Genomic DNA, 26,017 nt, shown 5'->3' on the forward strand with positions numbered 1-26,017 from the left:
AACCTCACCCTCTATCTCAACAAGCCGGTATAGGTAACGATCCAAACCAAGCCAGATTCGCTTGAACCTTGCCACACAACGCGAGCGGAGATAGCGTCAGGAAAGGCCAGTATTCCTTGCTGTAGCGGACTGGATTCTTAAGGGCGAGCGCTTCAAAAGCGTCTCCGAGACAACAGATCTCATAGCCGCAAACGGGCGGGTTTGCCGATCAGCTTGTGATCGTGGATACACTCGATCGCCGCCCCGATGTCAATCAACGCCGGAGCGGCACTATTCACGTAAAAAAAACCAGAACATCTACGCTCCCGTCGATGCCTCTGTCATTTTGGCAATCACCTGCTCGAGACTGAAGCTCGCCGACTTCTGCCGCGGTGGAAAGTCCTTGAAGGTCGCCAGAAACTCGGCAACGATCGCCTGCGCCGGAACCAGTAGGAAGATGTGCCGGAACATCCAGTCGTAGAACGTGTTCGACGTGATCTGCGCTCGCTCGTAGGGATCCATGCGAAGATTGAAGATGTAGGGCGTACGGAGTGTAACGAACGGCTCTTGCCAGATTTTCAGCGTGCCAGGGACGCGCTGTTCCATGAACAGCATCTTCCAGTTGTCATAACGAAGAGCCGCAACATCACCCTCGTCGGTAAAATAGATAAATCCCTTACGTGGGCACTCTTTCTCTGCACCGGTAAAATGCGGGAGCAGATTGTAACCGTCGAGATGCACCTTGTAGGTGGTCTTGCCAATTTTGTGTCCCTTTTTCAGTTTGTCAGCGATGTCTGGCTCGCCGGCGACTGCCAGGATGGTTGGAAACCAGTCCTGATGACTGATGATCGAGTTGGACACAGACCCAGCACGGATCTTCCCAGGGTAACGGATCACGCAAGGCACTCGATAGGCACCCTCCCAGCTTGAGTTCTTCTCGTTCCGGAACGGCGTAGTTCCCGCGTCTGGCCAGGTGTTCATGTGCGGGCCGTTATCGGTGCTGTACATCACAAACGTATCGTCGGCGATTTTCAGCTCATCGAGGAACGCCAGCATCTCCCCGATGCATTTGTCGTGGTCGATCATCACGTCGTGATATTCCGATTGCCAACGGCCAGATTGCCCGCGGCTCTCGGGCTTGATGTGCGTCCATGCGTGCATGTGCGACGTGTTGAACCACACGAAGAATGGCTCGTCTGCGTCATGTGCAGCCCGAATGAATTTCTTGGCCGCGGCCAGGAACTCGTCGTCGCATGTTTCCATGCGCTTCTTCGTCAGCGGCCCCGTATTTTCGATCTTCTGGCCTCCCTTGCCATCCGCCCAGCAATGCAAGACGCCACGGGGGCCGTATTTCTTCTTGAATTCCGGAAAATCCTTTGCATTCGGATAATCGACCTCCTCGGGCTCTTCCTCGGCGTTGAGATGGTAGAGGTTGCCGAAGAACTCGTCGAAGCCGTGCACGGTGGGCAAGTGCTCGTCGCGGTCGCCGAGGTGGTTCTTGCCGAACTGGCCCGTCCGGTAGCCGAGCGGTTTGAGTGCTTCGGCGACGGTGATATCCTCAGCCTTCAGGCCGAGCTCGGCGCCGGGAAGTCCGACTTTCGTCAGCCCCGTCCGCAATCCACATTGGCCGGTCAAAAATGCAGCGCGGCCTGCCGTGCAGCTTTGCTCGGCGTAGGAATCGGTGAAGATCATGCCTTCGTTGGCAAGTCGGTCGATATTCGGCGTTTGATAACCCATCAATCCTCTGGTGTAACAACTGAGGTTCGACTGACCGATGTCGTCTCCCCACATGACCAGAACGTTCGGTTTTTTGGTCGCCATTTCTGATTTCCTTCTTCCGATTGGTTTCTGCCTGTGTGCGGTCCCTGACCTGCCGGATTGCCCTTGAGGCCATCTTCAATGCCGTGTTGAAAACCTGCTCTGCGATCCGATGACCGTCCAGTTGGACCTTGGTCCACCTAGTTCGACTGGCCGCTACACGGCCGGCAGCAACAGGATTTCCGTCGCGCCCGAGCCGAAAAAGGCGCGATTTTCTCCATGGATTTCGACCGTCAATCCTTCCGCTACTTTGGAGCTGTCACCGTTCCGTCCTCGTCGCCTTCCTTTTGTCGCTCGCGTAGTTCATCCATGTCCCTGTTGATGAAGAAGTTCAGGAATGTTCGAACCGCGGCAATTGCCGCGAACCGGCCGATCTCCTCCCACGTCGGAGAGATGGATGTCTCGATGATGTCGGCAGCGAGCTGGAAGGTCAGTCCAGCCACAAGCCATCTTCCAAACCGCAACCAAACCAGACCGCGCTCATCTTCGAGCAATGGCCTGACCAGAATGATCTTAACTGCGGTGGCAAAAGCCTCGATCGCGCCGAAGACGACGACGACGAGAGCGAACGCATTGATGACCAGCACGGCGCGCTCGGTGAAAAAGACGAGCCACTCTTCCATTTTCAGCCCCTGCTTCGACAACGTGGGTTCATTGATAACTACCGCGGTGACAACGCCTCCCGATCACGCCCCTTGCGCCAGCGTAAATACGGGATGGAGACGAGTGCGCCGACAGTAAGGTGCAAGATTATGACTGCCATGAACGCAGCTTTTTGGTCCGGGAAGTTCGTTGCGGCTATCATAAGAGCCATACCGGGATGACGGGTGCTCGTTGCCAGGGCCAGCGCGGTTCGATTGCCGGGTTCAGGTCCACCCAACACGTGCCCTACTCCGAGCCCGAGTATCGTGAAGCAGGCTAGCGCAATAAGAGAACCGTTGACAATCGTGGCCCAGATCGTCCCCCACATCGTGAACAGGATTGGCACGACACCTATTACCAGAAGGATCATGGACAAGATCGACACGGACCGCCGTACCCTTGCGGCGAGGTTAGGGAGCAACCAGTTGGCCATCATCCCGACAGCGAGCGGAACGATCGCCGTGATGAGTACGATCGACACGATGTTCGATGCGCCGACACGCGCATCCGTTCCAAAATAGCGGCCGATCCATTCGATCGACCAGGGAATAAAAACGAGCGACAGCAAAACGGCGGCGACCAGCAACCCGACCGCGTAGGACCGGGTAGCGCCATGCTTGTGTTCCTTGGTAGGCAAAAGCGGCGGCATTGGAGAGACCGCCAAGGCCAGAAGTGCGACCTTGACCGGAAATGTCAGTTGAAAGAACGATGCGGCGACGACAACGATCAGCACCATGAGGACGTTCATCGAAAGAACCGCACGCAGCAACAAAAATGGCTTGCGGAAAAGGTATGCTGCGTCCTCGAGGCCGGCAGCAAGACCTAAGGCCAGGACGTTCAGGAAGATGCTTGCCGTCAAGACGAGCGGTATGATCTGGGCAAAGGTCACGCGTAGATCCTTCCCGAAATATCAGCCAAATGGTCCGATGCCGAATGTCATGCCGACGATCGCCACCAGCCCGGTCATGAGAAGGAGAACAGCGATGATCATTGTGAACGAGACGGGAAACCGGCTCTGACCGTGAATGAGGCCGTTGACGACCATTTCTCGGCGCTCGTCGCGGAGGCCGGACATGAATTGGAGATGATAGACAATTCCGACGATCAGCATGCCCACACCGATGACAACCAGGGCGAGACCAAAGCTCCGGGGCGAGCCGTTCTCCAGGGTTCCGGCTGCCTTCAGTTTTGCGAAGAACTGAAAAATGGTGAAGCCAAACCCGATCAGCGAAAGCGATGTGCGGATCACCGACATCAACGTCCGGTCGGCACTCATCCGCGTCCGCTGGAACGACATTCCCGTGCGTTTCGAAGACAGTTCCGTAGAGGTTTCAGCCTCGTTCATCCTCCCCTCCAACACGAAAGGTGCTCGGCAAACTGGGCGCTCCGGCAACGAGCTATAGCCAGCATCAACTACACCATCGGACGTGAGCCTCGTAATTGGCCTTAGGTCCAACAGACCAGGTGCATCCGGTCTTCAAGCGCATGACGCGTGCTTTGCTCAGATGGCCCAAGGTCCACCTATACTTCTCCGCTCTATCGAGAAGAATCCGCGGTTCGACCGGAAGTTACCGTGCGGATAACCGAGACGGCGAACCACGGAGAAGCCTAATGAGGAGCCCGCTTCAGTCATACAATCCGTGTCTATTTTCGTTCACGATCGCCATCGTGGTCATATCAGCGTGCGGCGCGGACACAGGCTCGATCGAAGGATTGGTACGCCCTCTGCGCAGATGGATAAGCCGAGACAGGGCCACTACTGCACCAATAGCCTGATCATGTCAGACACGGTTTCCCGTTCGACAGGCTTAACGAGATAATCTGCCGCTCCAGCCTTCAGACAGCGCTCGCGCATCTTGGGAACATCGCCCCCGGTGATGATGATCACCGGCACGTTGTACCCGTCCCTTCGCATTCTCGCCATAACATCCACGCCGTTCAGACCGGGCATGTGCAGGTCGATCAAAGCGCAGGAAAAGGTATTCTCTGAAAGAGCGGAGAGAAAGGTTTCACCCGTGGCGAATTCAACAGGATCGAAGGACAATGACTTGATCATCCGACGCAGGGCGCGACGAACGATTTCGTCATCATCCACGATGGCCACCCTGAATTTTACGCTCTCCATCCTGCCGTTTTACAACATGCAGTCGACCGCCGTAATTGACCTTCGGTCCTATGGTTCAGAGCGACGTCCATCAATGATGCGTCGCCACCGACAACCGCACGAGATCGGCGACCGTCCGCACACCCATCTTTTCCATCATGCGACCGCGATGAACCTTTATCGTCTTCTCTACCGTTCCAAGTTCAGCCGCTATCTGCTTGTTCAGACGCCCGGCGACCACACAGCCTAAAACCTCACGCTCACGTGCCGTCAGCGATGCCATGCGCTGTTCGATCTTGTGCCGCACCGAGGCTTCCTGGCGCATATTGGCGTCGCGTTTAAGGGCTGCGTCTACAGCCGCGAGCAAGCATTCTGCGTTCACCGGTTTGGTCAGGAAATCGACAGCACCGGCCTTCATCGCACGGACACTGGCTGGAATATCACCTTTCCCGGTCAGGAAGATAATTGGCCGTTCGACGCTTTCGGCAACCAGAAGCTCCTGAACGGCCAAGCCATCCATGCCCGGCAATCCGAGATCGACGACCGCGCAGCCATGTGCTTCCGGATCATGGTTTTCCAGAAAGCTCTCCGCACTCGAATACGGATCGACGTGATGCCCATATGTCTCGAGCAAGCGCCTAAGGGCCTTCAATATCGCCTCATCATCGTCGATCAGATAGATGATTGGTGCTGTTACGTCGCTCATCATGCTCCCCCCTTATAAAGACGGCAGAACAAGTATGACCCGCGCGCCTTTTTCGAAGTTTTCATCGAACTGTAACGTTCCCCCATGGGCTTGCACGATCGATCTGCAGATAGCCAATCCAAGCCCGAGGCTAGATTTTTTTGTGCTGACAAAGGGCTTGAAGACCTCTGCGTGATGTCCGGTCTCTATTCCCACGCCACGATCTGTCACAGTCAACTCGCACGTGCCATTTTCGCGCTTTTTGGTTTGAATAGCAATCTCACGCTGAGCAGGTGTCACATTTGCCATCGCGTCGGTCGCGTTCAGGATCAGGTTCAGAAGAACCTGCTGGAGCTGCGGCAGGTTTCCGCGGATAGGGACGTCCGGCATGTCGAACATCACTTCGACATTCGTCTGTCGCGCCAGAAGCTCGCTACGGGCGAGAGCCAAGGTCGTGGTGGCTGCATAATTGAGATCCATCGGTTCGAGGCTGGTTTCGCCCCTGATCATCAGCCGCCGCAACTGGGTTATGACAGTCGCGGCCCTCTTGTTGTCGAGAACGATGTCATTGAGGATGTCGCGTAGCTCATCGATGTCGATGGGTTTGTTCTCCAGCAACCGTGTACCCGACTCCGCGTTTGAGAGTATTGAGGTAAGTGGCTGATTGAGTTCGTGCGCGAGCGCACCGGACAATTCGCCAAGCTGCGAAGTCCGGGATAGATAGGCGAGTTCCAACCTTTCAAGGTTGAGTTCGGTCTGGAGCCGAAGCTTTCGTCTCCTCTCCAAAAAAAGGGCCACGATCGTCGCTGCCTGCAGGAGAATGACCGCCAGCATGGTCAAGATTTCAATTCTGTATTTCTCCCATGCAGGCATCTGGTAGTTCAGCACCTGGGCGTCCTTGGGTATGCGTATCGGATCGATGCCCCAATGTTTGATCAAGTTCCAATCGATCATAGGGCCGCCTTCGAGCAGGTAGGTCTGGGGACCAGAAAGATCGCCGGCTAAAATTCGGCTGGCGATGATCCCCATCTCCTTTCCGATATCCTCGAACGTTCCGACATATCCGGCCATGACGCCTGCTCCAAAGTGGGAACTATAGACGCTGTAGGCCGGCGCTTTCGAAACGGAAGAGATCACCTGTGTGACATCGCGAGGGTAGAATTTGCGGCCATCTGCATCTTCGAAGATGTTCAGGACCATCAGTATGGCGTTTCGCGGAAGCGCACTTGCCACTGTCTCGAAACCGTCGAGCGTCAGTTCTGACTTGTAGTCTACAGGGACGCCTCGGTAGCTGTCAGTCAGCGCCTCCTTGGCGGTCGCCTGCCAATTCCGGTCGAAACCTGAGGAGCCGGTCATGATGACGATCTTGCTGGCGTCCGGTTGCAATGTCAGAGCAAGATCGATCGTCTTGCGCACATCGAAATGGCTGACGACCCCCTTCACATCTGGCGGCAAGACCTTGCTTCGTAGCGAAGTGTCACCGACCGCTCCGAAAACGATCGGGGCGTTACTGCCTATCGTGGAACGATGGTCCAGTGCAAACAGCAAGGCTCCCGGCCCCCCAGCGAGGACCACGTCGAACCTAGTAGCCACATATTTGCTCGTAAGATAGTCCGCTATGCGAACGACATTCGCCGGGTCTGGGAAGCGGTCCGTGTCGAGATATTCACTGTATATCTCGACACCCAGAGGCATGTTGGCCAGCATGCTTTCCCTCAGCCCAGCGGCAACCTGCACGACCGCAGGAAGTGTCGCTTGGTTCTCATAGAGGATAAGTATTCGCTTTATCGGCCCCGTCGCACCTTGGGCAAGCACGTATTCCGCCCGGATCACTATCAAGAACAGCAGCAACGGAACCCAACGCAGCCACATTATTCTCGTAGCCGTCCCTTTTTCTGCAAGCATTCATGACCATCCAGGCATGATTACGTTTGGAAGGCACTTCAGAGCACGAAACAGGTGCGAAGCCTGAGAGAGTTTTATATGCCTAATAAATATAAAGTCAGTTCTTTTAATATGCGGTGCGAATGAGCCAGCTCTGCTCAGCTGACTTGGTCATAGCAGCGCCGAACTGGGCGTCCGGGAAAGCGGCGGCAAACGCACTCGAGGCCGGCATCACCATTGAATTGCAAACTGACGCTCAGTATTAAGCTGCTTAGAACGTGTCGCGTATTCATAACCTCCGTTTCGGCAACTAGAGAAGCAGCAGTTTCTTCACCAGCGACAAGACCTCTTTGATTGGCACCTTCGTCGATGCGACGATCGCGAACGGCACTAACGCAGCCGCAGAGACCGGAAGAAGTGTAGAACGGCTCAAAAGCACGATCGATAGCTTGCGTGTCAGTTCGAACTGCTTGGTAGGATCAGCGACCTCCTGATCCCGCCGGTCTTCAGACGTAGCCGCGACAGCGACGTTGCTGCCGATCAGTTTTCGTTCGACCATTCGATGATATTGAGTCGCCTGCGCTCCCAGCCTTGCCATCGACACCCTCTTCAGGTGGGAGAGCGGACGGGTAAATGCCGAGAGAGGGAAGGCGAACAATGCGAGGATGATGACTAACCAGGCGGCCATGAGGATCGTGATATTGGTGATGGTCGCCGTTTCGTGCAGCAAGTTCTGCGCGATGGTGGCTGCAACCGCGCAGCTCACGCCAAACACGCAGGTCGTGTAGGCGTTCGGATAGTCCGCCAGAAAAGCTATGCCTCCCTTGCCGTCCGGATGCGTAGAGACGAGACACAAATCCAGTCTAGCAAGTCGCCGCAGCAACAGCGACCAGACGAGATGACGCCACAAACCACGGGCGGTCAAAAACCAGAACAAAGGTATGCTGACGATTATCGACCACCAACCGGCAGGTGTCACGGAGTTACCCATTGGAGACGCAACAACTGCCCACGATGACGCGTCTACCATATAATGATGCCTGAGCACGACGCAGGCAGCGACAGCGGCAATCAGCACGCAGAGGACTTCAGCGATACGCGAGTTTCGCCGCACCAATGCCTGGTTGACCGCATATGCGGCCTCAGTCAATGACGATGGTGCAATGATGGATGCAGAAACCGCCTGCTGAAGTTTCTCCTGCAAGCTTTTTTCGACTTGCTGCTCCGCGAAGACCAGAGCTCCAATGCCAATCACGAATCGCGCCCAGACGGTGACGTCCGCAACATATGTCAGGCCGCTCGACACATCGAATGAAAGGCTTTGTGGGAGCCCGAGGAGAAGCGGAATACCCCAGGCCAATCCGATGAACACGACAGCGCGTCGACCCGACATCAGGGCATGCTCGTGCAGAAGCCTCAACCTGCGTTGCAACTCATAGAACGGTCCGCCGTGGGACACGAGAAACTGCTGTGTGGTCTGTGGAGCGCATGCAGGCATATCATTCATGCCACTCTCCTTTCAGATCCTTGTTTCAGTCGTCAGTCACGTCCCAATTGTCATCCGGATTAAAGATCTTGATACTAGGGGCGATGGTATCGGTATTCTTGCCGAGATCGGCCTGATAAACGGTGCCGTTGGCATTCACCAGGAAAGTGTGCACACCTGTCTCCCCATAACGGACTGGCCACGCGGTCAGCCCGAAACCGGCGATCATGTTGCCATTGATGACGTAGTCAAACTTGCCACCGGCGATGTTCGGCCCTTGGCCGGTCAGAATACGATAGCGGTAGCCAAAATATCCGGCCCCGCTTTTGGCCTTGCTGAGAACGTCTGCGCTTTCAAGGGCGGCGCCTGCCGGACTGGGTCCGGCACCAATATCCGGCGACCAATACAGACCATCGGTCTGACCGTCGCTGCTCATCAGCTTCTGGGCGTATTCTAGAACCCCGTCGCCATCATGGTCCTCGGCCTCGTATTCCTTCTGTGCATCGACATAGGCGCGCATGGTCGCAATCGCCTGGAGTTCGTTTTCCCCGACGCGGCGATTGATGATTTCCTCGAAACCGGCATACGTGTCGAAAGACCATTTTCCGTCTTCGCCCTTGACGATCGGAAAAGGTAACGGCCAGAGCTTCTCGCCAATCTCCAGGATTCGACGGCCATCTGCCTCGCGCACAGTAAGTTGTTTTCCTGCGCCCTCGCGTATCTCGGCATATGTGTCCATCACGCCCTCGCCCGACCTTGCTTTCTTTGGATCGAGGCCGAGCAGGTTGGCGAGCCTGTCGAAGTCGTCCGCGCTAAGTGCGGCCTTGAATGCATCGACGGCAGCTTCAGGCGTGTCGAAGACGAGAGGTTCCGTTTGCGAAGCGAATCCGGCGATGGTTGTCCCTTCTGACGGTTCGACAGCGCCAACAGCGATCGGAAAAACGGCGATCCCGAAGAGCGACACGGTAACGACCGAGCTTAGCATCGTGGCTGTGACTGTCCTGATCATGACTGTCTTCCTATGCTCGAGAGTTAACGACGACGACCGCCGCCGCGATGGGGAACGGTGCGATGACCGCCACCACCGCCGCGAACGATGGCGCGACCACCCCCATGGTTTCCGCGTCCTAGACTGGGCCTGCTCCCCCCGCCCATGGCCAGCCGACCGCGCTCCGATTGCAAATGCGCACGTCGGCCATTGTCGACATGACCGAGTGCTGAAGGCTTCTTCGGCCTATTATCCAGCCGCGCAGCGGGCCTTGGCTTTCCCGCAGGCCGCTCGAAATTTGCCTTGGCCGCAAGATTGCCTGAAGGCCTGTCCGGGCGTGCAGACGGCATCCTGTTCTGCACCCGTTGCGAGGGTCTGTCGCCGATCTTGTCACGCGTCAATCGATCGGCATCGATCTTGCTGTTGCGAACGTCCCTGACGCTGACGTTCCCCGCCTTATTGCGGATTGCCGTGTTGCGGTTGCTTCCGATCGCTGTCGCCTTGGCCCTGATGTCGTTGCCGCCGTTAGCCTTGATGCTGTTTCTGATCGACGTGCTGTCGATCTTGTTGAACTGGTCGTGGTCGAATTTGATCTTGCCGCGGTCAACATTCTTCCAGTCGACGTCATTGAGATTAATCCTGCCGTTGATGTTGTTGAGGCAATGGTCACAATCAATATCGACGTCGCCGCGCCAGCGACCACCCCATACACCCCAATCGTCCCAATCAACGGCGGCGGCCCAGATGGCACCAGTTACGGCTGCGGCGAAGAACGGTGCAGTCGGATATGTATAATTCGGATAATAATCGGGATAATAGCTGATGGGCTGCGGTACGTAGCCAGCTTCATAGAGCATCTCGGGAGCGTATCTCGGAACGTAAACCTTTTCCGCACTGGCTGACTGGATTACGACATTGTCGTTTTCCTGAATGACCCTGATCTTGTCATCGGTCTTGATAATGCCTTCAGCAACCGCCTTGTCTCGCAACTGCTGTATCGCGATCAGGACATCCTTCTGCTGGTTGCCCAAGGCCTCACCGAGCGATTGCGTCCAATCGAGATCGTCGCTCATCATCTTGACGATATCGGGATAGTTCAACAGCGAGATCACGCTGCCATCCCATGTGTCTTTCGGTTTGAGCTTCGTGTCCTTCCTGGCATCATCGAGATAGCGCTGGGCTTCGACTATCTGCAACGGATAGAGCGACGCGGAGGTGACTACGGCGACCAGATCATCCGGGTAGAGCGCAATGCGGGCAACGAGAACTTCGAGTTCATCGTCAGTGAGAGGCTCGGGAGTATCGTCCGCCGCTGTCGTTTCTGCTCCCGTGTTATCCTGCGCTCGTGCGATGCTGGTTGCGGCAAACGAAAGCGGAAATCCGCCAACTGCAATAATGATCGCAAGCGCGGTAGCAAAGCCCATCTCCCCAATACGAGGCATAGTGAATTCCCCCGCCGGCCGAACTGGTCTGCGCGCCGCTCTCCGCGACCGTGATCACAGACTGATAGATTGGGACCGGAGCCTCTCGGCATGAAGACGCAGCCCATTATTGGCCGGCATATTCGTTCCGCGGTCGCACCAAGTATAGTTGGACCAAGGGCCAATTGCGGCTGTGTTCGGGAAGGGGATGATGCAACGCTGTAAAGCAAGAAACACGCAGGCGTATATTCCCGGTAACGCGCCGGTCTTGTCGGCCGGCGCGAGAAAGCTCTCGCATCGATTGGAGATTTATCGCGATGCGTTCCGGATTAGCGGACGCGAAGGTATCGATCCAGCGATCTCCGATTTCGATCTCGGCCACATACCCGCCTAGATGAAAACATAGCGAGCCTCACCGAGGTCGGTGCGCTCCACAAGGGGTCCTCCCCCTACCGTCGCCAGATCGCGACCGGCAGGAGGACCTCTGTAGCCCCGAATATTCAACCATTCCTTCCGCTCGCATGCCACCCTTGCGCCATACGGCAAACCCGTGCCGTATGGCGCAAGGGAGCGACATCCCGCAAGCGAGTGTCAGGCGGGGAGCGCTCCGGATTTCTTCGCCACCCATGTCGCGACATAATCCATAAGGCCGGGCGAAAGGCAGTCATAGGGTTCTAGCCCCAGCTCCTTGAGCCGGGCCCTGATACCGTCCATACGCTCCGGATTGACTCCGGATTCAATGATCGACGATACGAAAGCAGCGAACCCCGGAGGCGCCCAACCGCTCTCTTGAAAACGCTCGGGATGGATGAAATCCAGCCCCTTGAAGGCGTGATCTCGTTCGACCGGCCCATACATATGCACGCCGCATTGTTTGCAGGCATGCCTCTGGATGAGCGCGCTCGGATCAACCACGGCGAGCTTGTCGCCGTTTTCAAGCACCGTCACCTTGTCGTGAGGTACAACGGCAACGACCGAGAAGTCTGCGCCTTTCGGCTTCCAGCATTTGGTGCAACCACAGGCGTGATTATGTGCCACCTGCCCTTCGATCTTTACCTTCACCGGCCTATCGGTGCATTCACACACCAATGTGCCGCCGGAAAAGCCGGCGCCAGCGGGCTTTACGCCACCATCCACCGCAGGATGAATGCGAACTTGAACTGCACTGTCCATTGCAAGTCTCCTCCTCTGTTTGAACGTTCCTTACCTATCGCAATCGTCTGCCTACATCTCCTCGTCTGTTCCGGCAGAAGGTGGTCAATAGACCACCACGCCGCGAATGCTTTCGCCCGAATGCATCAGCTCGAAGCCCTTGTTGATGTCGTCGAGCGGCATGGTGTGGGTGATCATCGGGTCGATCTGGATCTTGCCGTCCATGTACCAATCGACGATTTTCGGCACGTCGGTACGCCCGCGGGCGCCGCCGAAGGCCGTGCCCATCCAGTTGCGGCCCGTCACCAGCTGGAACGGACGCGTCGAGATTTCCTGACCGGCGCCGGCAACGCCGATGATCACCGACTTGCCCCAGCCGCGATGCGACGATTCCAGCGCCTGCCGCATGACCTTGGTGTTGCCGGTGCAGTCGAACGTGTAATCGGCACCACCGATCAGGTCGCCATGGCGCTTGGTCATGTTGACCAGATAGGGAACGATGTCGTCGCCGACTTCCTTCGGATTGACGAAGTGGGTCATGCCGAACTTTTCGCCCCATTCCTTGCGGTCATTGTTGATGTCGACGCCGATGATCATGTCGGCACCGGCAAGCCGTAGGCCCTGCAGCACGTTGAGGCCGATGCCGCCGAGGCCGAAGACGATCGCGGTGGAACCGATCTCTACCTTGGCGGTGTTGATCACCGCGCCGATGCCGGTCGTCACGCCGCAGCCGATGTAGCAGATCTTGTCGAACGGGGCGTCCGGGTTGACCTTGGCCACCGCGATCTCCGGCAGGACCGTGTAATTGGCGAAGGTCGAGCAGCCCATATAGTGGTGGATCTTGTCCTTGCCGATCGAGAAGCGCGACGTGCCGTCGGGCATGACGCCCTGGCCCTGGGTCGCGCGGATCGAGGTGCAGAGATTGGTCTTGCGGCTGGTGCAGGAATAGCACTCGCGGCATTCCGGCGTGTAGAGTGGAATGACGTGATCGCCCTTCTTCACCGAGGTGACGCCGGGGCCGACATCGACGACGATGCCCGCACCCTCATGGCCGAGAATGGCCGGGAACAGGCCTTCCGGATCGGCGCCCGAGAGCGTGAAGTCGTCGGTATGGCAGATGCCGGTGGCCTTGACCTCGATCAGCACCTCGCCGGCACGCGGGCCGTCGAGCTGGACCGTCATCACTTCCAGCGGTTTTCCTGCCTGAACGGCTACAGCGGCGCGGACATCCATCTTCCCTCACTCCCCTTTGAATATCCCTTGAGACAGGCCGGCTCTTTTGCGGCCGCAAGCCTGCCCTTATCTTCACTGGGTAATTCTCTGATCCCGTTCGTCGAGCAGCGGCACGCCATAATCCAGCAACAGCTTGTCGATTTTCGCCTGGTTTTCCTTGATGAACGTATTGAGTGTGCGCTTCCAGCTTTGGTCGGAGGGGCGAACTCCCATGGTAATCCGGTAGATCATGCGCTGGCCGCCCTTTTCATGGATAAGCGGCACGAGCGTCATCTCGGCACCGGATCGAGAGGCATAATAACCGGCCATCGGCCCCCAGAGGACTGCGGCGTCGATTGCCCCAGACTGCATGTCACGCATCGCCAGCTCTGCCATGGATGGCATGGCGCGCGTATCGACCATCAGCGGATAGACCTTCGCCTTGCCCATCAGCTTCGCCTTGGCCATGTTGGCGGTCGGCGGCGTGCCCTCGACAACCCCGATGCGCTTGTCTTTAAGCTTCGGGTCGGCAAGCGTTTCGACACCGGATAGATCTCCGCCCTTCCGATAGACCAGCACATAGGACGAGCGGTAATAGGCATTGGTGTTCTGCACCAACTCATCTCCCTGCGCATATCCCATGATGATGTCGCAGCGATTGGAACCGAGCGTGTTGCGCACGAAACCATTGATCGAGGGAAACCACGTATAGGCGACCGATTTACGCCCCGTCGCCTCTGCAACAATCCGTGCCAGCTTGTCCTCGAAACCCTCACCGCTTTGATCGGAAAAAGGCATGTTGGACGGATCGGCGCAGACGCGCAGGACGTCCGGATCTACAAGTTCTCCCGCCGCGCCAAGACCAGCCCCCTGCGCATGAGCCTGATGTGTCATGACGCTCATCACCGCTGCGAAAATCGCCATCATCCATCCGCCGTGAGCGGGATTCCGCACTATCGGAAAGATGCCGAGTAAAACACCATGCTTCATCTCAGCCTCCCATGCAGGAGGTTTCGTAGTCTTTCGCCCCTTGTGGTTTATCGGCCTTTTTCGGCGGACGGCCGCGAGGGGCTGCACCGACCGCACGCGCACGCAGATAGACGTAGATGTCGTCGAGATAACAATAGACATTCTTGTTATCGCCAAAAGCCGGCATCACGTTTTCCTTGCCGCCACCGACATTTTTGCGCCCTTCCGCCACGATCGACAGGAAACTCGCATAGTCCATCCGCTTGAGACTATCTGCCAAGGCCGGCGCATAACTGGACCCGACGCCATCTGGCCCATGACAGACATGACAGTCGGAATGATATCGCCGGTAACCGCTGAACGTATACCAGTCGACTGTACCGTCTGCCTGAATCTTGAAGGTTGGATTTCCGTCCTTGTCGAGAAACTTGCCATCCTCCTCAGTCACCGCCGCTGCCTTCTCCTTGTCATCGTCGGCTAAGGCCATTCCGGATGTTGGAAATGGGCAGGATGTCAGAAATGAAATTGCCACGATGCCAAATGCGAGAGCTGCATTGCGAAAAGCCATTGATGAACCTCACATGTGAAACATTTCGGGAGCGATGAAAAAGCCCCGCCTCAAAGCTCCCAGCCAAATGAAGAAGCCCGCCCGCACAGTCGTTTCGGACGATCATTCGATGCCTTTAGGGCCGCGCCACACGAGCGCGACCCGTCGACGGAGGATTCCGTGGTCAGTTGTCCGGGAGGCCGAACACCGTCAGCTGGCCGCCGAGCGTGGTGTAGTCGGCAAGCGCCGCATATCCACCGACAGCACCGAGGCCTGCCGTTCCGACGACGGCGGTTTCATCCTGACCGCCGCGTCCCTGGTCCACCGCGCCATGCCACGCCGCAGCATTTTCGGGGGAGAGCAGGCCACCGGCAAGACCGATGCCGGCCCAGCCGCCAACACCCGAGAGCACGGCGATATACTGTTTTCCGTCATGCTCGAACGTGTTGATATTGCCGATAATACCGGAAGGCGTCTTGAACTTGTAAAGCTCCTTGCCCTTCAGATCGACAGCCTTGATATAGCCTTCCAGCGTCCCGTAGAAGACCACGTCACCAGCCGTGGCAAGTGCTCCCGACCAGACGGAGAACTGTTCCGGTATCGACCAGACGATCTCCCCCTTGGCGGCATCCCAAGCGATGAAATTGCCCATGCCGCCATGGCTTTCCGGCGCCGGATACATTGATACGGTCGCTCCGACATAAGGCTGGCCGGCCGTATAGCTCACCTTGTAAGGCTCGTAATCCATGCAGACATGGTTGGTCGGCACGTAGAAAAGGCCCGTTTTCGGTGAATAGGTCGCCGGCTGCTGATCCTTTGAGCCGAGCGCGGCAGGGCAGATGCCGGTGGAGTTGACGTCCTCGCCATTCTGCTGCGTCGAATATTTCGCGACCACCTGTGGCCGCCCATATTGCTCGCTCTTCGGATCCATCACGACTTCCGTCGCCCAGTTGACCTTCGGATCGTATTTCTTGGCCACCAGCAACTCGCCGCTCACCCGGTCCAGCGTATAGCCGAAGCCGTTTCGGTCGAGATGCACCAGAACGTCGTGTTTCTTGCCGTTAACCTCCATGCCGTCGACGAGAATGTTCTCGTTGACGCCGTCATAGTCCCACTCGTCATGCGGGGTCATCTGGTAGAGCCATTTGGCTTTGCCGGTATCGGCATCGCGCGCCATCAGCGTCATCGACCAGCGATTGTCGCCAGGCCTTTGAACCGGGTTCCAGGTCGAGGGATTGCCGGTGCCGTAATAGATGAGGTTGGACTTCGCATCATAAGAGAACCAGCCCCAGGTCGTGCCGCCGCCGGTCTTCCACTGCTCGCCTTCCCAGGTGCTGATGCCGGAATCCTTGCCCACCGGTTTGCCCAGATGGGTCGTCTTTTCCGGGTCGATCAGCGTCTCGGCATCAGGCCCGGTCGAATAGGCTTTCCACGCGAGCGAGCCGTCCTTCAGGTTATAGGCCGCAGTCCAGCCGCGAACGCCGAATTCAGCACCCGAAATGCCGATCAGCACCTTGTCCTTGACGACCAGCGGCGCGGCCGTGCCGGATTCGCCCTTGCCGCCGTCGATCTGATCGCCATTCTTCACCGACCACACGACCTTGCCGGTCTTGGCATCGAGCGCCACCACCGTCGTATCGGCCTGGTTCAGGATGATCTTGCCGTCACCATAGGCTACCCCGCGATTGACGGTGTCGCAGCACATGATGCCGATGACGTTTGGGTCCTGCTTGGGTTCGTATTTCCAGAGAATCTTGCCGTCGTTCTTCAGGTCGAGCGCATAAACGATATTCGGGAACGGCGTGTGGATATACATCACGTCGCCGATGACCAGCGGCCCGCCTTCATGGCCTCTGAGGACCCCGGTAGAAAAGGTCCATTTCACCTGCAGGTTCTTGACGTTGCCTGCGGTGATCTCCTTGAGTTCCGAATAGCGATGGTTGGCATAATTGCCGGTCGGCATTGCCCAGTTCTTCGGGTCTTTGGCAAGCTTGGTCAGGTCGTCGTTGGCGCAAGCCGCTCCGGCAAACCCCGTGGCCAGAACGCCCGCGGTCGCCAATGGCAGAAATAGATTTCGTGCAATGTTGGAATTGACAGGTATCCGCATGTGAAATCCTCCCGATGCTTCCACATCCGGCTTTGCCCGCATGACATCAAGCGCAGAGCCTTCCCGACGAAGGCTGGCCGCCAGATCACGCTGGCGTTGCGCATAACGGGCGATGCCGGAGATGACATGACTGCGCTCGCCATTCATCTTGTCGAACAGGCCCTGTATCAGCATGGCAATATGTTGTGGCCATTCGTCTGTCGGTAACGTGTCGCGATAGGCTTTGATCTTCTCTTGCGCTTCCGGCAGCGGAAGGCGTCGCGCAGCGAGATCATCCACCAGTTCCGACACCGCCTTATCTTTCGACCAGTCTGCGGCCTGTGGCGGCAGCTCCGGCCCGGTCCAAATCTGGCCGATTGACAGCTCGGGCACCTTGCGCTGGATGCAGGGCCAGTCCGGATCGTCTCCTTGAGCGGAGAACGCCGGCGACGACAATGCTGCATACCCCACCAAGGTCACAGCGATCAGAACACGCATGATCGGCAGCATCAGCCATTTCCTCCCGTATCCCTTTTGCGGCTCAACAGCCCTTTGGCAGGATCATAGGCGAGGATGGCGCCGCCGAGAAAAAGCACCGTGAAACCGCAGACGACCGCGAGCGATGTCCAGTCGATCCGGCCGTAAAGCGCAAAGCGGATCAGCTCAACGGCATAGGTGAAAGGGTTTGCTTGGCAGATACGGAAGAGAGGTGGACTGGATTCCTGAATTCGCCAGAGCGGGTAGAGCGCGGACGATGCAAAATACATCGGAAAGATCACGAAATTCATGATGCCCGCAAAGTTTTCCAGCTGGCGGATCATCGAGGACAGCAGCATGCCGAGCGCACACAGCATCATACCGGCCAGAACCAATGCCGGCAGAACCAGCAGGTAACCGATCAACGGCGGCTTGACGCTCCAGAACCAGGCGATGGCAAGAAACACATAGACCTGCAAAACCGAGACGGCGACACCGGCCAGAAGTTTCGAGACCAGCAGAAACCAGCGCGGAAACGGGCTGACGAGCAGGGTGCGCATGTTCCCCATCTCGCGGTCATAGACCATGGAGAGCGACGACTGCATGCCGGAAAACAACAGGATCATGCCGCAGAGACCCGGCGTGATATAGACCTCATAAAGAACATAGGTCTTGTAGGGCGGGATGATCGATACACCCAGAACCTGGCGAAAACCGGCTGCAAAAACGAACAACCACAAAAGCGGCCGGACCAGCGAGGAGATGAAACGTTCGCGCTGATTGAGGAAACGCAGGCCCTCGCGAAGCATGATGCCGGTGAGGCACGCACCGTATTGAGCAACGCCGAAGCCACGTGATGGGCCACCGGAGATGGTACCGGTTTGGGCCGGAATGCTCATCGCGCCGCTCCGACCAACGGAGCAGTCGCATCGACCTCGCAGCGCGCGGCAAGGTCGCCGCTCCCCTCAATCGCGGCGGCGGTAACCACACTCAATCCGGAATGCAAAGCTCCGCTCGTCAAACCTGTGAAAGCCCCACCGATATCTCTCGCCCCCGACTGACGCACCATATCCGCAACCGCGCCCGCCACCAGCACGCGTCCCTTGTCGAGGATCACCACATCGTCGGCCTGATCCACCTCGTCGATCAGATGCGTTGCCCAAAATACGCTCAGACCGGTCTGCTTCACCAGCACCCGGATCGCGGCCAGGATGTCGGAGCGCGATCGGATATCAAGCCCGACCGTCGCCTCGTCGAGCAGGAGCAAAGATGGCCGGTGCAACAGCGCACGCACGATTTCCACACGCCGCATCTGCCCGCCGGAAAGATCGCGGGCCTTGTCATGCAGCCGGTCAGCCATATCGACTTGCGCCAGGAGGTCCTTGATCCGCACCATTGCATCCCGCCTGCCGATGCCATGCAGCGCCGCGTGATAGGCGAGGTTCTGGCCGACTGAGAGGTCGAGATCGAGCGTGCGCGCCTGAAAGACGATGCCGAGCCGACGTAAGGCTTCGCCCGGTTCGCGCCTGATATCCCGGCCAAATACGCGGATCGATCCGTGACGGGTGTCGTAAAGGTGGCTGACCAGCGAAAACAACGTTGTCTTGCCGGCACCATTCAGACCCAGCAGAACGGTGAAACTGCCTGCGGGAAGGGAGAAGGAGACGGCATCGAGCGCTTTCTTTTGCCCATAGGAATGACTGACCATGGCGACCTCCAGCGCCATGGCTTGTGCTGGGCCGCCCTCGTCTTCGATACCGTGCATCATGTTTCCTCCCACGCTCACTGCTGCGCCGGCCAGACGCCACACAAACTTATTTTCCTATTTGATGGTAATCGTCCCCTTCATTCCCTTGTCGGCGAGATCCGGCACTGACCATGTGTAACTGCCGGGACGAACAGCGGTGAATTGCACCTGCATCGTGCCTTCGCTGTCGAACTCGAGCCAGGCCGGCGCGCCGTTCATATGGACTTCTAGATCGTTGATGACGATCTGGTTCATCCAGACATTGCGAAACAGGTCGGTGACGAATTTGTACTCAAGGCCCGCCGCAGAAGTGATCTTCCAGCGATAGCCCTGCCCTGCCACCAGCTCGAAATCCTTGCGGTTTACGACAAAACTGTCCTTTGCCGAGCCGAGGATCAGTTCCGGCACATCCTTGCTCGCCCGCGTTACCTTTTCAGCCGAAACAGCAGTTTTGGCTGCCGGCTTGTCATCGTCATCATCATCCTTGTCCTGCGCAAAGCCGATGCCCGCAGACAGAAACACAGCCGCCAATGCGACCAACCCCACTGTCCGATAATCCAGCATACTTTCCTCCTCCCGTTATCCCGGTTTCCTATTTCGGCGAAACTACCACTCCCCAGGGCATCGCTCCGACCGTCACCGATTGCACCGGTTCGTCGCTCGCCACGTCGATGAAAGTAATGTCGTTGGAAACGCCATTGGTGCTGATGATCGTCTTCTGGTCCGGCGTGAAAGCGAGCTGCCACACCCGCTGACCGACCAGCACATATTTCTCCACCTTGTAGGTGGCCGTATCGACCACCGCGACGCGGTTGGCCGGTCCCAGCGCCACATAGGCTTTTTTGCCATCGGCGGTGATGCGCACGCCGACCGGCTGGATCGCCTCGGAGCGCAGGCCGGCGATCTCGAAAGTGATCTTCTGCTTCACTTCCCGGCTGGCATTGTCGATGACCGAGACCGTACCGCCGATCTCCGCACTCACCCACACTTCCGATCCGTCCGGCTTGAATTCGGCAAATCGCGGCCGCGCATCCACCAGCACGTTATGGGTGATCTCATGGCTGTCGGTATCGATGAAATGCGCCATGTTCGTCGTCTCCGACGTGTTGACCATGGTCTTGCCGTCGGGGCTGATGCCCATGCCCTCCGGCTCCACGCCGACGGGGATTTCCGCCAGCACATCGCGGCTTTCGATGTCGATGACGGTGACCAGATTGTCATCCTCGTTGGCGACATAAAGCGTCTTGCCATCCGGCGAGAGCACGAAAAGTTCCGGATCCGGCCCGGAGGGAAGCGTGTCGACGATCTGGAGCGTCTCCGTATCGATCACCTCGATCGTGTCGTCGTCGCTGGCGCAGAGATAGATGAACCTTCCGTCATGCGAGATGGTGATGCCGCGCGGCCGCTGCCCGACGGGAAGGGTCTTCACCACGGCGCCTGTTGCCGTATCGACAACGGTCACCGTGTTGTCCTTCTCGTTCGACACATAGGCCATGAAGGCTTCGGCCGGCTGCGTGCCCAGAAGCCCGCCGAAAAGCATCGTGGCGAACATGATGGCGACAGAAGTCGGTCTTTTCTGCATGTTGGCCCCTCCCAAGGCGCTCTTATCTCTCACCCTATTTCAGCACGCACTTCGTCTCCGGCCTGTCGATGCCCAATGTGTCGAGCTCGGAGAACTGATGCAGAAATCCCTCCTGCGGTGAGGTCGACACCACCGATCGTCCATCGCCGATAAAGATTGGCTGTCTCAACTGCCAATTCCATCGCCGAAACGTCAGCTTCTGCCCCTTGAAGGCGGCAATGGAAAAGTCGTCGGAGCGAATGAACGCGGCGATTTCAGCAGGGTCGGCACTCCGCGTACGCGTTGCCGCCTCGCCGATGATGCGTGCTGCCGTCCAGGCAGACATATCCTTCGATAGCATCCGCCGTCCTGTGGCCTTGAGGAAACGATTCTGGATCTGGGTGCCGCCCCATTGTTCGCTGGCCGGATGCCAGGCGGAAGGCATCAGCCCCGCCGTGCCGGCCACCGGCCGTGGTTGCCAGGTGCGAAATGGCACATAGGTGCCGAAAACCTCACTTTCATCGGCGACCAGCAGAACATCATGCTCGGCCAGTCCTTGGGTAAAGACCGGCATCTGCCGCTGGATCTGCACCACACCGCTATCCGTGCGCCGCGCCGTACCGGTATCGGTAAATTCCTTTTCCGCGACAATCTCCGCGCCGAACCGCTCCGCCGCCCGGCGCAGAGCGTCGGCAAACAGCCGGTCGCGCTCATGCGAACCATAAACCAGCGCCCAGCGCCGCCATTGTTTCCAGATCAGATATTGCGCCAGCCCGTCTGCCAGCATGCTGCGCGTCGGTGCCGTATGAAAGACGTTTGCGCGGCAATCCTCTTCCCGCAACCGGTCGTCCGTCGCGCCAACATTGAAGACGATTATTCCTTCGGCTTGGGCTGTATCCGCCAGCGCCAAAAGCTGAACTGCAGAAAGATCGGCAAGAATTGTCGAAATCCCCTTGCCCACCATCACATCAAAAACGGCAAGCACATCCGAATCCGGCTTTACTTCAACGACGTCCAGCGAGAATTTCTGTCCCAGAAAACGGCCGGTCGTGTTGTTGTCGGATATGGCTACGCTTGCCCCCGCCACCCCTTCGTCGCGCGGTGGTACATCGAGAATCGACAGCGCAAGTTGCGGCGCATAGGCGCGAATGTAGCCGAGCCTGACTTCGGATACCTCAGGTTCAGGCACCACCAGACCTGCTGTTCCGGATTTGGATGAAGCTTGTGCGCTAGCCTCTGCGAGAGGCAAAACCGCAAGAAAAACTGAAATGAGGAAAAAGACGAAAACAGCCACCACACATCCCATATGCTCGCAAAAGAACACACATCTCCGATACTGTTCGGATCTGCCATGGATTATCGGTGCCTTGGTCAGCTTAGCGCAGACGCATCGGATTACAACCTGTAAATGTGAAGCTGCCTCCAAACTTCGCATTCATCTACCGTTGTACATCGCAGGATTGCGCGTATGATGATCTTGGCCGAAAAGGCCCTTTATGAGGAGGAGAAACTTATGAAGAAGATCTGGAAGAAACCGACGATGTGCACCGTCCCCGTCGGAATGGAAATGTCACGTTACTTTCCCGCACAACTTCCGTCGAAAAAATAAGCAGTTAAAGCAGCCTCATCCGGACCCCGGGTGGGGCGTCTTTCAGATATGATATTGAGCCGTGACGATATCTCGTCAGGGGATGGGTTTCATGTACCTGAAGGTTGTGGGGTCCGCCGCTGGGGGCGGCTTCCCCCAGTGGAACTGTAATTTTCATTTGAGCCGCGATGCCCGAAAAGGTGCGGAAACCATCCGCCCCAGAACTCAGTCGAGTCTTGCCGCAAGTGCCGACGACGCACATTGGGTATTGTTCAATGCGTCGCCGGATATCCGACAGCAGATTGCCGCGACACCGGAACTGCAGCCGGCCGAAACCGCCCCACCGCGTTCCACCCCGATCTCCGCCGTGGTGCTGACGAATGCGGATGTCGATCATATTGCCGGCCTGCTCAGCCTGCGGGAACGGCAGCGGTTCGTCATCTATGCCACTGCCCGTGTTCTTGCGGTGCTGGCGCAGAATGCGATCTTCAACGTGGTCGATCCGGCCTTGGTCGAGCGTCGTGAACTGAAGTTGCATGAAATCTCTCCCATTCTGGACTGGCAGAACAGGCCAACCGGCATTTCGGTGGAAGCATTCGCGGTGCCCGGCAAGATTGCCCTTTTCCTGGAAGATCAGGCCAAGGCCGAACAGGGTTTCGGGACCGAAGAGGGCGATACGATCGGCCTGAAGATCACGTCTGAAAATGCCGTGTCGGCTGTCTTTTACATTCCGGGCTGCGCCCGTATCGACGGCGACCTCAGACAGCGCCTGGATCAGGCCTCGTGCCTTCTCTTCGATGGAACAGTTTATACCGATAACGAGATGCTGACCTCCGGGGTTGGTTCAAAAACCGGGCAACGCATGGGCCACCTGCATATTTCCGGCGATGACGGCTCGATGCATGCTCTGGCCGATCTTGCGATCAGACGGCGGATCTATGTGCATATCAACAACACCAATCCCATCCTGGACGATCGTTCGCCCGAAGCGACGGCGGTGCGCAAAGGCGGCTGGGAAATTGGATATGACGGAATGGAGATCCGCCTGTGAACGAGTCCGCTGATGCTGCAGGCAATGGACTGACGCCGGATGAACTTGAGGGCATCCTGCGCGAAATCGGCCTTTCCCGTTATCACAACCGCCACCCGCTGCATCACAAGATGACCTCGGGCCAGCTTTCGAAGGGGCAGTTGCAGGCCTGGGCGCTGAACCGCTATTGTTATCAGGCCGTTATCCCCCGCAAGGACGCGATGATCCTCTCGCATGCGGAAGATCCCGCGTTTCGGGCCGAATGGCGAAAGCGGATCGAGGATCACGACGGCAGTGACGGCTGGAATGGCGGCATTGCCCGCTGGCTCAAACTTGCGACAGGCCTCGGGCTCGATCGGGATTTTGTGGCCAGTCAGCGGGGAGCACTGCCCGCCACCCGCTTCGCCGTCGGCGCATATCTGTCCTTCTGTACCGATAAAAGCCTTCTGGAGGCGGTGGCATCTTCCCTGACCGAGCTCTTTTCGCCGGTCATCATCGGCGAGCGGGTTCCTGCCATGCTGGCGAAGTATGATTATGTCACCGAGGATATTCTCGAATATTTCAAGCCGAGGCCGGTGCAGGCATCGCGTGATGCCGACTATGCGCTCGCCTATGTTCGACATCATGCGAACACAGTGGAACAACAGCAAGCAGTGATCAATGCCCTCGTCTTCAAATGCGACCTGCTCTGGGCCATGCTGGACGCGCTGGAACAGGCTTACGGCGATCACGGTCACATTCCACCCGGCGCCTTCGATCCGAAACAGCCATGATGAGACCGCAAAGGCAGCGCATCCTTATTTCTTCCGGATCGACGCCGACGCTGAAGCCGCATGTGCGGCTGCAATATGACACTGTCCGGCAGGCCTGGGCTTTGCTATCGCCGGAAAAGGTGTTCTGGCCGGATGAGGTGAGCCTCGATATTCTCAACCTATGTGACGGCGCGCATTCGGTGACCCGGATTCTGGAGGAGCTGTCGATGCAATACGACGCACCCATCGAAGAGATAGCGGCAGACGTCGAAACCTTTCTGCAAGACTGGTCCGACCGGTCACTGGTGATGTTATGAGCGAAGCGGTCCTTCCCCCGATCGGCATGCTGGCCGAATTGACGCATCGATGTCCGCTTCAATGCGCCTATTGTTCGAACCCGCTCGAACTTCTGAAGGCAAACCGTGAAATGGCAACGCAGGACTGGCTGTCCCTGTTCGATCAGGCAGCCGATCTCGGCGTGCTGCAGATCCACCTGTCGGGAGGCGAACCAACGCTGCGGCCGGATCTCGAAACCCTCGTCCACCGACTGAGCGATCGCGGCATCTACACAAACCTGATCACCGCCGGCGTCGGTATTCGCGAAGGACGGATCGATGATCTAGCGAAGGCCGGGCTGGATCATGTTCAGATCAGTTTTCAAGGCGCTGTCGCCGCCACCACCGAAAAGATCGGCAACTATCGCGATGCGCATTTCAAGAAGATCGAGACGGCCAAAAATGTACGTGCATCTGGCCTGCCTTTGACGATCAATGCCCCTATCCACCGCCATAATATCGATGAGATACCGGCTTTCATCGACCTCGCGCTTGAACTTGATGCCGAGAGGCTGGAGATCGCCAATGTGCAATATGCCGGCTGGGCGCTTCTCAACCGTAATACCCTGATGCCGGACCGTGCCGCCGTGGAACACCAGGTGAATGTCGTGCGGGAAGCGCAGGAACGGCTTCACGGCATTCTCGCTATCGATTTCGTCACACCCGATTATTTTGCGGTTTACCCCAAACCCTGCATGGGCGGCTGGGCACGCGACGCCTTCATGGTTGCGCCGGACGGCACTGTTCTTCCATGTCACGCGGCTGGCACCATACCCGGTCTCGTTTTCGACCGTTTCGGCGAAAAGAGCCTGGCTGACATCTGGCACGATTCCACTGCATTTAACGCCTTTCGCGGCACGGACTGGATGGCGGAGCCTTGCCGTAGCTGCGACCGCAAGGAAATAGACTGGGGCGGTTGCCGTTGTCAGGCAATGGCGATTGCAGGAAACGCCGCAGCCACCGATCCCGCCTGCATCAAATCTCCATTGCACGCCCGCATGGCAGCCTTGATCGAGGAGGCAACGACATCCGGAGGAGCTGCCTTCCACTATCGCCGAATAGGAAGCGGCATGACGAACCTGGCACCAGACAGCACCGAAGCAGTGCCGCAACTCGTGCCGCCTTCATGGCCACACTGATCACGACGGCAAAGCTCAACGACATCGATCCGCAGGCTTGGCTTTCCAATGTTCTGGCCCGCATAGCTGACACGCAGATTACCAGGCTGGACCAACTACTTCCGTGGAAGTGGGCACCGCCCACCATAGACGCCCGAGCGGCCTGATCAGCGGCCTTTCATCGTATGCCTACGCAAAGATCGCGCTTTCGATCAACGCCAGAGGCCCGCTTGGGGAGCATTTGTGGCTTGCAGAGACGTCTTTGGGTGTTGGCGGTATTCGGTATCGACGGGTATTTCGGGGAAAATGTTTTGGTTGCGGGGGCAGGATTTGAACCTGCGGCCTTCAGGTTATGAGCCTGACGAGCTACCGGGCTGCTCCACCCCGCGCCAAGCGCAAACTTTGGTTTGCGCGACTGCGTCACAGCTTTGCTGTG

24 protein-coding genes, 1 tRNA gene and 1 pseudogene are annotated in these 26,017 nt (G+C 57.7%); 5 read left to right on the plus strand and 21 right to left on the minus strand.

Going from position 1 to position 26,017, the window contains the following annotated elements; genetic code table 11:
• Positions 1–297: 297 nt before the first annotated feature.
• The 20 genes from FHP24_RS24715 to FHP24_RS24810 form a co-directional block, all read right to left on the minus strand.
• Positions 298–1,800 (minus strand): arylsulfatase, encoded by a 1,503-nt coding sequence (locus FHP24_RS24715; protein ID WP_139678900.1) that lies wholly within the window; start codon positions 1,798–1,800, stop codon positions 298–300.
• A 242-nt stretch (positions 1,801–2,042) separates the two neighbouring features.
• Positions 2,043–2,420, minus strand: a complete 378-nt coding sequence (locus FHP24_RS24720) for a DUF1622 domain-containing protein (protein ID WP_139678901.1) — start codon at positions 2,418–2,420, stop codon at positions 2,043–2,045.
• 38 nt (positions 2,421–2,458) lie between these two features.
• Positions 2,459–3,328 carry a Na+-dependent transporter gene (locus FHP24_RS24725; protein ID WP_139678902.1) on the minus strand — a complete coding sequence of 290 codons (870 nt, stop codon included), beginning with the start codon at positions 3,326–3,328 and terminating at the stop codon, positions 2,459–2,461.
• Positions 3,329–3,349: 21 nt separating this feature from the next.
• Entirely contained in the window at positions 3,350–3,784 is a 435-nt protein-coding gene (locus FHP24_RS24730) for a YidH family protein (RefSeq protein ID WP_246091918.1), read from the minus strand.
• A gap of 411 nt (positions 3,785–4,195) precedes the next feature.
• Positions 4,196–4,534 (minus strand): response regulator transcription factor, encoded by a 339-nt coding sequence (locus tag FHP24_RS24735; protein WP_246091919.1) that lies wholly within the window; start codon positions 4,532–4,534, stop codon positions 4,196–4,198.
• A gap of 100 nt (positions 4,535–4,634) precedes the next feature.
• On the minus strand, positions 4,635–5,249 hold the full coding sequence (locus FHP24_RS24740) for a response regulator transcription factor (protein WP_139678936.1): 615 nt from the start codon (positions 5,247–5,249) through the stop codon (positions 4,635–4,637).
• Between the two features lie 12 nt (positions 5,250–5,261).
• The gene (locus FHP24_RS24745) at positions 5,262–7,133 is read right to left on the minus strand and encodes a sensor histidine kinase (protein WP_139678904.1); all 1,872 of its coding nucleotides are present in this window, start codon (positions 7,131–7,133) and stop codon (positions 5,262–5,264) included.
• 289 nt (positions 7,134–7,422) lie between these two features.
• Complete coding sequence (locus FHP24_RS24750) at positions 7,423–8,619, minus strand: hypothetical protein (RefSeq protein WP_139678905.1); 1,197 nt, start codon at positions 8,617–8,619, stop codon at positions 7,423–7,425.
• Between the two features lie 25 nt (positions 8,620–8,644).
• Positions 8,645–9,607, minus strand: a complete 963-nt coding sequence (locus FHP24_RS24755; protein WP_139678906.1) for a DUF2950 domain-containing protein — start codon at positions 9,605–9,607, stop codon at positions 8,645–8,647.
• 23 nt (positions 9,608–9,630) lie between these two features.
• Positions 9,631–11,028 carry a DUF3300 domain-containing protein gene (locus FHP24_RS24760; RefSeq protein ID WP_246091920.1) on the minus strand — a complete coding sequence of 466 codons (1,398 nt, stop codon included), beginning with the start codon at positions 11,026–11,028 and terminating at the stop codon, positions 9,631–9,633.
• 570 nt (positions 11,029–11,598) lie between these two features.
• Positions 11,599–12,180 carry an S-(hydroxymethyl)glutathione synthase gene (gene gfa / locus FHP24_RS24765; protein WP_139678907.1) on the minus strand — a complete coding sequence of 194 codons (582 nt, stop codon included), beginning with the start codon at positions 12,178–12,180 and terminating at the stop codon, positions 11,599–11,601.
• An 84-nt stretch (positions 12,181–12,264) separates the two neighbouring features.
• Positions 12,265–13,392, minus strand: a complete 1,128-nt coding sequence (locus FHP24_RS24770; protein WP_139678908.1) for an S-(hydroxymethyl)glutathione dehydrogenase/class III alcohol dehydrogenase — start codon at positions 13,390–13,392, stop codon at positions 12,265–12,267.
• A 72-nt stretch (positions 13,393–13,464) separates the two neighbouring features.
• Positions 13,465–14,295 carry a substrate-binding domain-containing protein gene (locus tag FHP24_RS24775; RefSeq protein WP_246091921.1) on the minus strand — a complete coding sequence of 277 codons (831 nt, stop codon included), beginning with the start codon at positions 14,293–14,295 and terminating at the stop codon, positions 13,465–13,467.
• Between the two features lie 67 nt (positions 14,296–14,362).
• Positions 14,363–14,827, minus strand: coding sequence for a c-type cytochrome, methanol metabolism-related (locus FHP24_RS24780; RefSeq protein ID WP_246091922.1), 465 nt, complete (start codon positions 14,825–14,827; stop codon positions 14,363–14,365).
• 244 nt (positions 14,828–15,071) lie between these two features.
• Complete coding sequence (locus tag FHP24_RS24785; protein ID WP_139678938.1) at positions 15,072–16,994, minus strand: methanol/ethanol family PQQ-dependent dehydrogenase; 1,923 nt, start codon at positions 16,992–16,994, stop codon at positions 15,072–15,074.
• 488 nt (positions 16,995–17,482) lie between these two features.
• Complete coding sequence (locus FHP24_RS24790; protein WP_139678911.1) at positions 17,483–18,349, minus strand: ABC transporter permease; 867 nt, start codon at positions 18,347–18,349, stop codon at positions 17,483–17,485.
• Complete coding sequence (locus tag FHP24_RS24795; protein ID WP_139678939.1) at positions 18,346–19,215, minus strand: ATP-binding cassette domain-containing protein; 870 nt, start codon at positions 19,213–19,215, stop codon at positions 18,346–18,348. The genes FHP24_RS24790 and FHP24_RS24795 overlap by 4 nt, the downstream gene beginning before the upstream one ends.
• A gap of 57 nt (positions 19,216–19,272) precedes the next feature.
• Positions 19,273–19,761, minus strand: a complete 489-nt coding sequence (locus FHP24_RS24800) for a hypothetical protein (RefSeq protein ID WP_139678912.1) — start codon at positions 19,759–19,761, stop codon at positions 19,273–19,275.
• A 28-nt stretch (positions 19,762–19,789) separates the two neighbouring features.
• Positions 19,790–20,779: a YVTN family beta-propeller repeat protein gene (locus FHP24_RS24805; protein WP_139678913.1), complete on the minus strand. Its 990-nt coding sequence runs from the start codon at positions 20,777–20,779 to the stop codon at positions 19,790–19,792.
• A gap of 34 nt (positions 20,780–20,813) precedes the next feature.
• Positions 20,814–21,947, minus strand: coding sequence for an ABC transporter substrate-binding protein (locus FHP24_RS24810; RefSeq protein ID WP_342782356.1), 1,134 nt, complete (start codon positions 21,945–21,947; stop codon positions 20,814–20,816).
• A 511-nt stretch (positions 21,948–22,458) separates the two neighbouring features.
• Between FHP24_RS24810 and pqqB the strand changes: the two genes are divergently transcribed.
• From pqqB to FHP24_RS24840, 5 genes and pseudogenes are all read left to right on the plus strand, one after another.
• Positions 22,459–23,397 (plus strand): pyrroloquinoline quinone biosynthesis protein PqqB, encoded by a 939-nt coding sequence (gene pqqB / locus FHP24_RS24820; RefSeq protein ID WP_139678914.1) that lies wholly within the window; start codon positions 22,459–22,461, stop codon positions 23,395–23,397.
• Complete coding sequence (pqqC, locus tag FHP24_RS24825) at positions 23,394–24,149, plus strand: pyrroloquinoline-quinone synthase PqqC (RefSeq protein ID WP_139678915.1); 756 nt, start codon at positions 23,394–23,396, stop codon at positions 24,147–24,149. Before pqqB ends, pqqC begins: the two co-directional genes overlap by 4 nt.
• Positions 24,146–24,445, plus strand: a complete 300-nt coding sequence (gene pqqD / locus FHP24_RS24830) for a pyrroloquinoline quinone biosynthesis peptide chaperone PqqD (protein ID WP_246091924.1) — start codon at positions 24,146–24,148, stop codon at positions 24,443–24,445. The genes pqqC and pqqD overlap by 4 nt, the downstream gene beginning before the upstream one ends.
• Positions 24,415–25,602: a pyrroloquinoline quinone biosynthesis protein PqqE gene (gene pqqE, locus FHP24_RS24835; RefSeq protein WP_394344670.1), complete on the plus strand. Its 1,188-nt coding sequence runs from the start codon at positions 24,415–24,417 to the stop codon at positions 25,600–25,602. The genes pqqD and pqqE overlap by 31 nt, the downstream gene beginning before the upstream one ends.
• Positions 25,578–25,748, plus strand: a pseudogene (locus FHP24_RS24840) (transposase domain-containing protein); the annotation flags it as partial. The gene pqqE and the pseudogene FHP24_RS24840, both read left to right, overlap by 25 nt.
• 145 nt (positions 25,749–25,893) lie before the next feature.
• Here the strand turns inward: FHP24_RS24840 and FHP24_RS24845 are convergent.
• Positions 25,894–25,970: transfer RNA gene (locus FHP24_RS24845), tRNA-Met, on the minus strand.
• Between the last annotated feature and the right edge of the window lie 47 nt (positions 25,971–26,017).

It is taken from the genome of Aliirhizobium smilacinae (genome assembly GCF_006335145.1).
Classification (GTDB): Bacteria; Pseudomonadota; Alphaproteobacteria; order Rhizobiales; family Rhizobiaceae; genus Neorhizobium; species Neorhizobium smilacinae.

What these genes read in the sequence shown, in the direction of transcription:
- FHP24_RS24715 (WP_139678900.1), bottom strand. Translation starts at nt 1,800, where the DNA reads ATGGCGACCAAAAAACCGAACGTTCTGGTCATGTGGGGAGACGACATC.
- FHP24_RS24720 (WP_139678901.1), bottom strand. Translation starts at nt 2,420, where the DNA reads ATGGAAGAGTGGCTCGTCTTTTTCACCGAGCGCGCCGTGCTGGTCATC.
- FHP24_RS24730 (WP_246091918.1), bottom strand. Translation starts at nt 3,784, where the DNA reads ATGAACGAGGCTGAAACCTCTACGGAACTGTCTTCGAAACGCACGGGA.
- FHP24_RS24740 (WP_139678936.1), bottom strand. Translation starts at nt 5,249, where the DNA reads ATGAGCGACGTAACAGCACCAATCATCTATCTGATCGACGATGATGAG.
- FHP24_RS24745 (WP_139678904.1), bottom strand. Translation starts at nt 7,133, where the DNA reads ATGCTTGCAGAAAAAGGGACGGCTACGAGAATAATGTGGCTGCGTTGG.
- FHP24_RS24750 (WP_139678905.1), bottom strand. Translation starts at nt 8,619, where the DNA reads ATGAATGATATGCCTGCATGCGCTCCACAGACCACACAGCAGTTTCTC.
- FHP24_RS24755 (WP_139678906.1), bottom strand. Translation starts at nt 9,607, where the DNA reads ATGATCAGGACAGTCACAGCCACGATGCTAAGCTCGGTCGTTACCGTG.
- FHP24_RS24760 (WP_246091920.1), bottom strand. Translation starts at nt 11,028, where the DNA reads ATGCCTCGTATTGGGGAGATGGGCTTTGCTACCGCGCTTGCGATCATT.
- gfa (WP_139678907.1), bottom strand. Translation starts at nt 12,180, where the DNA reads ATGGACAGTGCAGTTCAAGTTCGCATTCATCCTGCGGTGGATGGTGGC.
- FHP24_RS24770 (WP_139678908.1), bottom strand. Translation starts at nt 13,392, where the DNA reads ATGGATGTCCGCGCCGCTGTAGCCGTTCAGGCAGGAAAACCGCTGGAA.
- FHP24_RS24775 (WP_246091921.1), bottom strand. Translation starts at nt 14,295, where the DNA reads ATGGCGATTTTCGCAGCGGTGATGAGCGTCATGACACATCAGGCTCAT.
- FHP24_RS24780 (WP_246091922.1), bottom strand. Translation starts at nt 14,827, where the DNA reads ATGGCCTTAGCCGACGATGACAAGGAGAAGGCAGCGGCGGTGACTGAG.
- FHP24_RS24785 (WP_139678938.1), bottom strand. Translation starts at nt 16,994, where the DNA reads ATGCGGATACCTGTCAATTCCAACATTGCACGAAATCTATTTCTGCCA.
- FHP24_RS24790 (WP_139678911.1), bottom strand. Translation starts at nt 18,349, where the DNA reads ATGAGCATTCCGGCCCAAACCGGTACCATCTCCGGTGGCCCATCACGT.
- FHP24_RS24795 (WP_139678939.1), bottom strand. Translation starts at nt 19,215, where the DNA reads ATGCACGGTATCGAAGACGAGGGCGGCCCAGCACAAGCCATGGCGCTG.
- FHP24_RS24800 (WP_139678912.1), bottom strand. Translation starts at nt 19,761, where the DNA reads ATGCTGGATTATCGGACAGTGGGGTTGGTCGCATTGGCGGCTGTGTTT.
- FHP24_RS24805 (WP_139678913.1), bottom strand. Translation starts at nt 20,779, where the DNA reads ATGCAGAAAAGACCGACTTCTGTCGCCATCATGTTCGCCACGATGCTT.
- pqqB (WP_139678914.1), top strand. Translation starts at nt 22,459, where the DNA reads ATGTACCTGAAGGTTGTGGGGTCCGCCGCTGGGGGCGGCTTCCCCCAG.
- pqqD (WP_246091924.1), top strand. Translation starts at nt 24,146, where the DNA reads ATGATGAGACCGCAAAGGCAGCGCATCCTTATTTCTTCCGGATCGACG.